6 protein-coding genes, 2 tRNA genes and 1 pseudogene are annotated in these 5,883 nt (G+C 59.4%); 4 read left to right on the top strand and 5 right to left on the bottom strand.

Annotated elements, in window-relative coordinates; translation table 11 throughout:
- From AC2VNK_RS06490 to AC2VNK_RS06480, 3 genes and pseudogenes are all read right to left on the bottom strand, one after another.
- Positions 1–253 (bottom strand): annotated as a pseudogene (locus tag AC2VNK_RS06490) (site-specific integrase); the annotation flags it as partial.
- A gap of 102 nt (positions 254–355) precedes the next feature.
- A tRNA-Arg gene (locus AC2VNK_RS06485) sits at positions 356–432 on the bottom strand.
- A 10-nt stretch (positions 433–442) separates the two neighbouring features.
- Complete coding sequence (locus tag AC2VNK_RS06480; RefSeq protein ID WP_486883221.1) at positions 443–1,102, bottom strand: RlmE family RNA methyltransferase; 660 nt, start codon at positions 1,100–1,102, stop codon at positions 443–445.
- A gap of 89 nt (positions 1,103–1,191) precedes the next feature.
- Between AC2VNK_RS06480 and yhbY the strand changes: the two genes are divergently transcribed.
- Both yhbY and apaG read left to right on the top strand, forming a co-directional pair.
- A complete protein-coding gene (gene yhbY / locus AC2VNK_RS06475; RefSeq protein ID WP_291520671.1) occupies positions 1,192–1,476 on the top strand; it encodes a ribosome assembly RNA-binding protein YhbY in 285 nt (94 codons plus the stop codon).
- Between the two features lie 88 nt (positions 1,477–1,564).
- Positions 1,565–1,948: a Co2+/Mg2+ efflux protein ApaG gene (gene apaG, locus AC2VNK_RS06470; RefSeq protein WP_291509072.1), complete on the top strand. Its 384-nt coding sequence runs from the start codon at positions 1,565–1,567 to the stop codon at positions 1,946–1,948.
- Positions 1,949–2,089: 141 nt separating this feature from the next.
- Here apaG and typA read toward each other — a convergent pair whose 3' ends face one another.
- On the bottom strand, positions 2,090–3,907 hold the full coding sequence (typA, locus tag AC2VNK_RS06465) for a translational GTPase TypA (RefSeq protein WP_291520672.1): 1,818 nt from the start codon (positions 3,905–3,907) through the stop codon (positions 2,090–2,092).
- 155 nt (positions 3,908–4,062) lie between these two features.
- Complete coding sequence (locus tag AC2VNK_RS06460; RefSeq protein ID WP_486883220.1) at positions 4,063–5,259, bottom strand: hypothetical protein; 1,197 nt, start codon at positions 5,257–5,259, stop codon at positions 4,063–4,065.
- Positions 5,260–5,436: 177 nt separating this feature from the next.
- Here AC2VNK_RS06460 and AC2VNK_RS06455 point away from each other — a divergent pair.
- Together AC2VNK_RS06455 and AC2VNK_RS06450 are read left to right on the top strand one after the other, a co-directional pair.
- A tRNA-Gln gene (locus AC2VNK_RS06455) sits at positions 5,437–5,510 on the top strand.
- Positions 5,511–5,566: 56 nt separating this feature from the next.
- A partial coding sequence (locus AC2VNK_RS06450) for a diaminopimelate epimerase (RefSeq protein ID WP_486883219.1) occupies positions 5,567–5,883 on the top strand: 317 nt, incomplete at its 3' end.

Below are 5,883 nucleotides of genomic sequence, written 5' to 3'. Positions count from 1 at the left end.
CATCCCCGCGCTTGGTGGGCAGTATCTCGCGGGCGTAGCGATCCAGTAGGTCGTTGACCGTGGTACGCTCCGCCTCGCCCCGGTCTTGCCAGATGCCCCGGTCCATCTCGGTTTCGATCTGCCGCGCCCAGGCTTGAGCTTGCGCCTTTTTGTCAAAGGTTTTGACTTGCAGTGGGTACCCTTTCTTGCGTACCCGCACCTGCCAGCCAATGGTGAGGTTGTCCCGGTCCTTTCTTGCGGTAATGCTGGCCATGATTCGCTCCTTGTGATCCCCCTGACCCGAGTTCAGTGGAGCAAAAATGGAGCAAAAAGGCAAGATGGAGCACAGCGTATCATCGTAATTACTTGTTTTATTTGGTGCGCAGTACTGGAGTCGAACCAGTGACCTTCGGCTTCGGAGGCCGACGCTCTATCCATCTGAGCTAACTGCGCGTGGGCCAGATTATAGGGAACTCGCCCCGCCGTTGTCCAACCTTTCCTGCGCAACTCCCTGAAAGTCCAGCGCCAGCCAGTACTGCTCGGTGGAGCGCGCACGCGAGGCTTCCGGCTTGCGTACCACGATCTTCTTGAAGTCCTGGCGCAGCGCCCGGCGCAACGCCTCCGCGCCGGACCCCATAAACACCTTGATCAGCAGCGAACCACCCGGCACCAGCCAGCGATGGGCCATATCCAGGGCCAGCTCCGCAAGATCAATGGCGCGCGCCTGATCGACGCTGGCAATGCCGGACATATTGGGGGCCATGTCGCTCATAATCAGATCAGCGCCACCCGGCAGGGCATCCCGGCAGGCGGCCAGCACGGCGTCTTCATAGACGTCACCGCAGATCACTACGGCGTCCGCCACCGGGTCCATAGGCAAACGATCCACCGCCACCAGTCGCCCCTTCCTGCCGATGAGCGGTGCGGCCACCTGCGTCCAGCCACCCGGCGCCGCGCCCACATCCAGCACCCGCATACCCGGACGGATCAGGTGATCCTTCTGCTGAATCTCCAGCAATTTGTAACTCGCGCGCGAGCGATACCCCTCCTTCATCGCGCGCTGCACGAATGGGTCTTTAAAATGTTCCTTCAGCCACTTTTCACTGGATTTACTTCTTGCCAAAACACACCTCCGGGCTTTGACCCCCGCCCTCCGCAAACGTACACTCTGCCGCTACACCATAGCGGCCCAATCAGACTGACGAGGATACCATGCTGGACGCCAAACAAAGACAAACCCTGCGTGGACAGGCGCACGCCCTCAAGCCCGTCGTCATAATCGGCGCCCACGGCGTCACCGACGGCGTCCTCGCCGAACTGGAAGTCGCCATCAACGCCCACGAACTCATCAAGATACGTTTGCCCCAGGTACCCCACGACGAACGGGATGACATGGTAGAGACTTTGTCCAGCGCCAGTCATGCCGAGGTTGTCGGCCGCATCGGGCGCGTACTCATCCTCTACCGCCCCCGCCCGGCCGCCGCGCGCAAACGCTGATCGGTGGGCCGGTATAACTTGGCAGCCTGCCCCCGGACCGTTAGACTGTTTCTGAATCGTAACGCCGACCAACGGCCCGGAGCACACCATGGAAGAGCATGCCCCCACAGAAATCCAGATCAGCGTCGAGACGCGCTATCTGCCGGAACAATCCAGCCCGGAGCAGGAACATTTCGCCTTCGCTTATCAAATCACACTGCAGAATAACGGCCCGCAGACGGCACAGCTTCTCAATCGCCACTGGATCATTACGGACGCCGAGGGCCATATCCAGGAAGTCAAAGGGCCAGGCGTCGTCGGTGAACAGCCGACGCTGCAGCCCGGTCAACGCTTCCGCTATACCAGCGGGTCTGTCCTGTCCACGCCCGTAGGCAGCATGCACGGCAGCTTCGAGTGGGTCAGCGATACAGGGGAGAGTTTTGTCGTCCCTATCCCCGCCTTTCGTCTGGCGGTGGCCACCGTCTTTCATTGAGCCGCCAGAGCCTGCAGCGCGCCTAAAAAAACGCGCGTAGCGCCCACGCCGTAGGCATCACTTGCGACACGAGACGAAAAAACGGCCCGGAGCCTTACCTGCGCTCCGGGCCATCTCCCGTCATCCATCCATACCGGAGGCTTAACTGCCGCCGCGCGATGCCCTTTTACGTTCATTCTCCGTCAGATAACGCTTACGGATACGAATGGACTGCGGCGTCGCCTCCACCAACTCGTCATCGGCAATAAACTCGACTGCCGCCTCCAGCGTCAGTTTAATCGGCGGCGTCAGCATGATGTTTTCATCAGAGCCGGAGGCCCGCATATTGGTCAGCTTCTTTTCCTTGAGCGGGTTGACCACCAGGTCGTTGTCGCGGGTATGAATGCCGATAACCATGCCCTCGTAGACCTTGTCGCCGGGGCTAACAAACATCCGGCCGCGCTCCTGCAGATTAAAGAGCGCGAAACCCACCGCCTCGCCTTCTTCCGCCGAGATCAGCACGCCGTTGTTGCGCGCCGGAATAGTCCCTTTGACCGGACCATAGTTGTCGAAAATATGGCTGATCACCCCGGTGCCGGAAGTCGCCGTCAAAAACTCGGTGTGGAAGCCGATCAGCCCGCGCGCCGGAATCCGGTATTCCAGGCGCACCCGGCCCCGGCCATCGGGCATCATGTCCTGCAACTCGCCGCGGCGAATGCCCAGGCGCTCCATGATGGTGCCCTGATGCTGTTCTTCCACGTCCACCGTCAGCGCCTCATAGGGCTCCTCCCAGACGCCGTCCACCTGGCGCTGAATCACCCGCGGCCGCGACACCGCCAGTTCGTAGCCCTCGCGGCGCATGTTCTCGATGAGGATGGTCAGGTGCAACTCGCCGCGCCCGGAAACCATGAACACATCGGCGTTGTCCGTATCTTCCACCCGCAACGCGACGTTAATGAGCAATTCACGATAAAGACGCTCACGCAACTGGCGACTGGTGACAAATTTGCCTTCCCGGCCCGCAAAGGGGCTGGTATTGACCTGAAACGTCATGTTCAGGGTGGGTTCGTCAATGGGTTTCCACGGCAGCGCCTCCGGCGCTTCGGGCGCAGCAATGGTGGCGCCGATGGAGGGTTCTTCAATGCCGGTTACGGCAACAATGTCACCCACCGTAGCACTTTCCCACGGCACCCGCTTGAGGCCGTCAAAGCCGAGGAGCTGAAGGATACGCGCCTTGGTCTGGGTCTTGTCGACGCCGTGAATAAGGACAATATCCTGCCCCGGACGCATGCTGCCACGGCGAATGCGACCGACAGCAATACGTCCCACATAGCTGGAGTAATCGAGGTCGGCAATCTGCATCTGCAGAGGGCCATCGGGATCGCCTTCGGGCGCCGCCACATGACTGAGGATCATCTCAAAGAGGGGCTTCATGTCACCGGAGCGGACTTCAGGGTCTGCCCCCGCATAGCCCTGCAAACCGGAGGCGTAGATGACCGGAAAATCCAGTTGTTCTTCCGTCGCACCCAGCTTGTCGAAGAGATCAAAGGTGGCGCTGATGACATAGTCGGCGCGGGCGCCGGGGCGATCCACCTTGTTGATGACGACGATGGGCTTGAGACCCAGCTCCAGCGCCTTGCGGGTGACGAAACGGGTCTGCGGCATCGGACCTTCAACGGCATCCACCAACAGCAATACGCCGTCCACCATGCCCAGCACCCGCTCCACCTCGGCGCCAAAGTCGGCATGGCCGGGGGTGTCGACGATGTTGATGTGGGTGTCGCCCCACTGCACCGCCGTGTTCTTGGCCATAATGGTGATGCCGCGCTCTTTTTCCAGATCGTTGCTGTCCATCACCCGCTCTTCCAGTTGCTGGTGGGCGGCAAAGGTACCCGACTGACGCAAGAGTTGGTCCACCAGCGTGGTCTTACCGTGGTCAACGTGGGCGATGATGGCAATGTTACGGATTTGACGAGACACTAATATTCCCCAAAAACGGTCATAAGAAAAAACACAGGGGCCACAAGCCCCGCAGCGGGTTTTCTTATAAAGGTATCCACCCCAAAAAGCAAATAAAAACCGCCCCCGAAGGGGCGGCAATGGAGCCGCCGAAGCGGCCCGAAGGCTTATTGAACTTAGAAGCCAGCCTGGAACTGCAGCATCAGAGTGTTGTAAGCCAAGCCGTTGATGGGGACGACGCCATTACCGCCAGGATACCTCTGGTCAATGGAGCCGCCACGGGTAGCCAGGATGTAGTTCAACTGGACTTCAGCCGCATGGGGATTATTGGGGTTCACGAAGTAGTTCACGCCAACGGTGGCGTTACCCAGGGTGCCGGCGCCCGTCACATGGTACTGGTCATAACGCACGGCGGGCTCGACGTCCAACCAGTCCGGGGTCAGGGTCATTTCGTGCAGATTGGCGGCCAACTCCGCATGCCAATCACTGGCATTGACGGTGCCAACACTGTTACGGACAGCGTTCATGTAACCGATCGTACTAGTGCCATCGGTCCGGGTATAACCGGCGCCGTACTTGATGCCCATCATGCCACCACAAAGACCCACATTCCAACTGGTGAGCTTGTTGGTACCATTCAAGACCCTTGCCGTTGCCAGGCTGCCGCTTACTTCTGCGGTCAACAGGGGACCCATGCTGTAGCTCAACATGCCGGAGGTGATGTACTTGCCGTTACCGTTGAGCAAGCCGCTCTGACCGCCGCCAAAGGTGTTGCCGTTACTGAAGGCGGTATAACTGTCCAATGAGGTGTTATCGAAAATACCCACGGCATAGCCAACACCCGTGCCCATCACATTGCCGGCATGGAGCATGGCACCGACGGAACGCCCGGGCAACAGGGACTGCCCCATGTTGCGGTAGATGAAGGTCAGTTCATTGCCGGCCACACTGGTGTATTCCAGGCCTTCCGGGGTCTTGAACTTGCCGACCTGCAACTGGGCGAAGGGCACCGGTGCGAAGTTGACCCAAGCATCCATCAACTGGGCACTACTGCCACCCAGCACGTTACCGCCGAGACCGTTATTCAGGCCATTTGGCAAACCATTACCTAAACCCGCCTCATCATAAGCACCCTGGATGAAGTAAGTCACACCGGGCACCGCCTCACCCTTGAAGCCCAACCGGATACGATTGACGCCGAAAATCAGGCCGCTGGACTGTGTAGCAGGAACGCCGAATTGCGTGGCGCCGGTGATCTGGGCATAACCGAATACAACCGGGCCGGTGTCTCTGTTGGAACTGGTCGACGCAAAAGCGACGCCAGGGACCACAAAAGCCGCCGCAACGGCCAAAGCTACGAGATTCTTTTTCATGACTAAGCTCCTCCTCGAGAGCAATGTTTCAAATACCACGAGTGAAGTTATAGCACCGGAGTGGACGCTTTGCAACATTTTCACAACACCTTTTTTACAACGCGCAACAAATCTTATAGATAAAGCGCCTGCTATTTGACACGAACGGGCCGCCACAGCTATCATTCGCGCCTCTCTTGGGGGATCGTCTAGCGGTAGGACAGCGGACTCTGACTCCGCTAACCGTGGTTCGAATCCACGTCCCCCAGCCAAACAATAACGCCGACACGCCCTGTCCTCCCCGGACAGACATTGCTAAACTCAGAACATGAGCCACTCCCATACTGATTCTGCGTCCCCCTCTCTGCGCTTCACCAAGATGCAGGGCCTGGGTAACGACTTCGTCGTTTTCGATGGCGTTCGTCAACGGGTCGAACTGTGCCCCGAGGCCATCCGTGCCATAGCCGACCGCCACTTCGGCGTCGGTTGCGATCAAATTCTGCTCGTAGAGACCGCGACGTCCCTCGATGCGGATTTCCGGTATCGCATCTTTAACGCGGATGGCACTGAGGTGGCGCAGTGCGGCAACGGCGCCCGCTGCTGTGCCGTCTTCGTGCGCCGCGCCGGACTCACGGACAAGGATGC

The organism is Acidithiobacillus sp. TH-A35 (genome assembly GCF_057473505.1).
This window is presented reverse-complemented; position numbering and strand designations above follow the sequence as displayed.